Genomic DNA, 3,391 nt, shown 5'->3' on the forward strand with positions numbered 1-3,391 from the left:
GTGGGGAGGGGGATGACGCGGGGCCGGTGCCCCGGCGGTGGGACACCTTCCCGTGGATCACCGCCACGCCGGGAACGCTCTGCCACGCCATGACGGTCCGGGTCTGTCGCGCCTCGGGTTTCGAGCCCCGGATCCGGCACCGGGTGGACGACTTCGACACCGTTCTCGGTCTGGTGGCGATCGGGGCGGGGGTGGCCCTGCTCCCCGCGACGGTCCGCGACGGCGCCCCGTCCGACGTCGTATGGGAGCGGTTGCCGATCCGGCGCCGGACCCTCCTGGCGCACCGGCGGGGGGCGGCGGAGCACCCGGCGGTGCGGGCGGTGGGCGAGGCGCTGCGCGCGGTGGTCCCGCCGGGAGCGGCGGACGCGCGCTGAACACCGGTTCGGGTTCCGCGCGGGTCGTGGCCGGCGGCGACGGGGCGCGGTCGTAGGCTCGGCGCATGGCGAAGTACTTCGACGTGCACCCGGACAACCCGCAACGCCGTGTGATCGGTCAGGTGGTGGAGATCATCCGGTCCGGGGGCCTGGTGGTCTACCCGACGGACTCCTGCTTCGCGCTGGGCTGCCACCCCGGCAACAAGGAGGGGCTGGACCGCATCCGGGAGATCCGGCGCCTGGACGACCGGCACCACTTCACCCTGGTGTGCCGGGACTTCGCCCAGCTGGGGCAGTTCGCGCGGATGGACAACGCCGTGTTCCGCACCGTGCGGGCCGCCACCCCGGGCAGCTACACCTTCATCCTGCCCGCGACGAGCGAGGCCCCCCGCCGGATGCTGCACCCGAAGAAGAAGACCGTCGGGGTCAGGATCCCCGACCACACGGTCGCGCAGGCCCTCCTCGCCGAACTGGACGAGCCGTTGCTCTCCAGCACGCTGCTGTTGCCGGGCGAGGAGGAGCCGCTGACCATCGGATGGGACATCAAGGAGCGGCTGGACCACGCGGTGGACGCGGTGCTGGACTCCGGGGACTGCGGCACCGAGCCGACGACGGTCGTCGACTTCTCCGACGGCGTGGCCGAGGTGGTGCGGCGGGGCGCCGGCGATCCGGAAATCTTCGAGTAGACCCGCCGGCGGCGGGTCCGCCCGCCCGGAACGCCGGCGTTCCGGGCGGGCGGACCCGCGGCCCGGGCCCCACCGACCCGATCAGCCGGTGGGCAGCAGGACGACCTCGGCGCTCCCGGTCAGCGGGGGCAGGCCGTTCAACCCGGGGTCGGTGTAGGAGGCGACGAAGACCGCCCTCAGGTTGTCCTCCTCGACGTCGTGTCCCTCGGGGACGGTGGTGACGAAGGAACCGGTGCAGCCCGAGGCCGTGGACATGGGGTGGCCGTGGTCGTCGTGGCCCAGGATGTAGGTCACCGTGACCCGGGCGCAGTCGACCGGTTGGTCGTCGGTCACCTCCACCTCGTACTCCACGGTGTCGCCGAAGGCGAAGTCCAGCTCCGGGGTCGGTCGCAGGAAGGTGACCACGGGGGCCCCGTTCGCGCCGACGGTGATGTCGATCTCGGCCGAGGCCGACTTCCCGCGGTGCCGGCCGCCGATGTCGGTGACCTTCAGGGTGGCGGTGTGCACGCCGGGCTCGGTGTAGGTGTGCACGGGGTTCGCCGCGCGCGAGTCGATCCGACCGTCGGAGTCGAAGTCCCACTCGTGGCGCAGGCGGTCGCCGTCGGGGTCCGTGGTGCCCGCCGAGGAGAAGGAGACCGTCAACGGCTCCTCGCCGCGGGTGACGTCCGCCGAGACCACGGGGATCGGGGTGTGGTTGCCGCCCGGCCCGATGTAGTCGATGCGGGAGAGCTCCGCGTCGGGGTTCTCCTGGAAGTACCCCCGGCCGTACTCCAACACGTACAGCGCGCCGTCGGGACCGAACTCCATGTCGATGGGGGCGGAGAAGGGCATTCCGGGGACGACGTCCTCGATGGCCTCGATGCCCCCGGGCACCCCTCCGCTTCCGGGCATGCCGTCCCCGGCGAGGTGGAAGCCCTTGAGGTAGTTGCGGGTGAACTCGTAGAACAGCGGGACGCCGTCGTAGTGCTCGGGCCAGGCGACGGGGGCGCGGCCCCGGGTCGTCGCCGGGTCGAAGGCGTAGGCCGGTCCGGCCATCGGGCCGATGCCGCCGCTGCCCAGACCGGGGAAGAGCGGCGAGACATTGTTGGGGTACCACACCTCGGGCTGTTCCACCGGCGGCAGCTCGGTCAGCCCGGTGTTCCGCGGGGAGGTGTTGACGGGGGCGTCGCAGTCGAAGGCCCCCCGGTCGGTTCCGGTGGCGAAGTCCCAGTGGTGGTAGGGCATCGAGGGGGTGATGCAGTACGGCCATCCGTGGTTGCCGGCCGCGCGGGCGACGAACCACTTGCCGTGTCCGTTGGGTCCGCGGGTGGGACTGGGGGTGCGGGCGTCCGGTGAGTAGTCGGCGACGTAGAGGTCGTCGGTCACCGGGTCGATCTCCATCCGGAACGGGTTGCGCAGGCCCATCAGGTAGATCTCGGGACGGGCGCCCTCGGTGCCCGGAGCGAAGAGGTTGCCCTCCGGGATCGTGTACGAGCCGTCCTCCCCCACCGTGATGCGCAGGACCTTGCCGCGCAGGTCGTCGGTGTTGGCGGAGGTGCGCTGCGCGTCGTAGGAGGGGTTGCGTTCGGGGCGCTCGTCGATCGGGACGTAGCCGCCGGAGGCGTGGGGGTTGGTGTCGTCACCGGTGGAGAGGTAGAGGTTGCCCACGCTGTCGAAGACGATGTCGCCGCCGACGTGGCAACAGATGCCCCGGTCGGCCTCGACGTCGAGGATGGCCTGTTCGGTGGAGAGGTCGAGGGTGTTCCCGACGAGTTCGAAGCGGGAGAGGCGGGTGACGCCGGCGAAGCGTTCCCAGTCCTCGTCGGTGCCCACGTCGGGCGCGGCACCCTCGTTGACGCCGGGGGTGGAGGGGTCGTCCACGGGGGTGTCGAGCGGGGGCGCGTGGAAGAGGTAGACCCAGCGGTTGTCCCGGCCGTCGAAGCCGGGGTCGACGGCGATGCTCTGAAGGCCCTCCTCGTCGTGGGTGTAGACGTCCAACTCGGCGGCCAGGGTGTTGAGTCGGGTGGCGGGATCGTGCAGCCACACCCGGCCGTCGCGGGTGGTGTGCAGGACCCGGCCGTCGGGGAGCACCGCGAGGTCGATGGGTTCGCCGGGAGAGGCGTTGAGCGTCACCTTCTGGAACTCGGCGGTCGCCGGCGCGGCGGACGACTCGGTGGGGGGCGGGGGCCCGGCCGCCGAGGTCGTCGGGGCGGTCAGCAGCCCGACGGCGACCAGGGCGGCGGTCACCGCGACGGGGAATTTTCGCATGGCGGACCTCTCATCACGTGATCGGAAATCGTGGGGGTGGTGATGGATGTGCCGTCGTCGTCCCTCCCCGGGGGCGGGAGGGAC

3 protein-coding genes are annotated in these 3,391 nt (G+C 72.1%); 2 read left to right on the forward strand and 1 reads right to left on the reverse strand.

What is annotated here, in order from left to right; genetic code table 11:
* A partial coding sequence (locus FOE67_RS20510) for a LysR substrate-binding domain-containing protein (protein WP_267133351.1) occupies nucleotides 1-374 on the forward strand: 374 nt, incomplete at its 5' end.
* A 65-nt stretch (nucleotides 375-439) separates the two neighbouring features.
* Nucleotides 440-1,060, forward strand: a complete 621-nt coding sequence (locus tag FOE67_RS20515; protein ID WP_182666317.1) for an L-threonylcarbamoyladenylate synthase — start codon at nucleotides 440-442, stop codon at nucleotides 1,058-1,060.
* A gap of 81 nt (nucleotides 1,061-1,141) precedes the next feature.
* Here FOE67_RS20515 and FOE67_RS20520 read toward each other — a convergent pair whose 3' ends face one another.
* The gene (locus FOE67_RS20520; RefSeq protein ID WP_182666318.1) at nucleotides 1,142-3,307 is read right to left on the reverse strand and encodes a PQQ-dependent sugar dehydrogenase; all 2,166 of its coding nucleotides are present in this window, start codon (nucleotides 3,305-3,307) and stop codon (nucleotides 1,142-1,144) included.
* Nucleotides 3,308-3,391 lie beyond the last annotated feature (84 nt).

The sequence above is a fragment of the Streptomyces calidiresistens genome (assembly GCF_014141525.1).
Taxonomy (GTDB): Bacteria; Actinomycetota; Actinomycetes; order Streptomycetales; family Streptomycetaceae; genus Streptomyces; species Streptomyces calidiresistens.

Coding starts and splice junctions, on each gene's coding strand:
- FOE67_RS20520 (WP_182666318.1), bottom strand. CDS start 3,307: ATGCGAAAATTCCCCGTCGCGGTGACCGCCGCCCTGGTCGCCGTCGGG.
- FOE67_RS20515 (WP_182666317.1), top strand. CDS start 440: ATGGCGAAGTACTTCGACGTGCACCCGGACAACCCGCAACGCCGTGTG.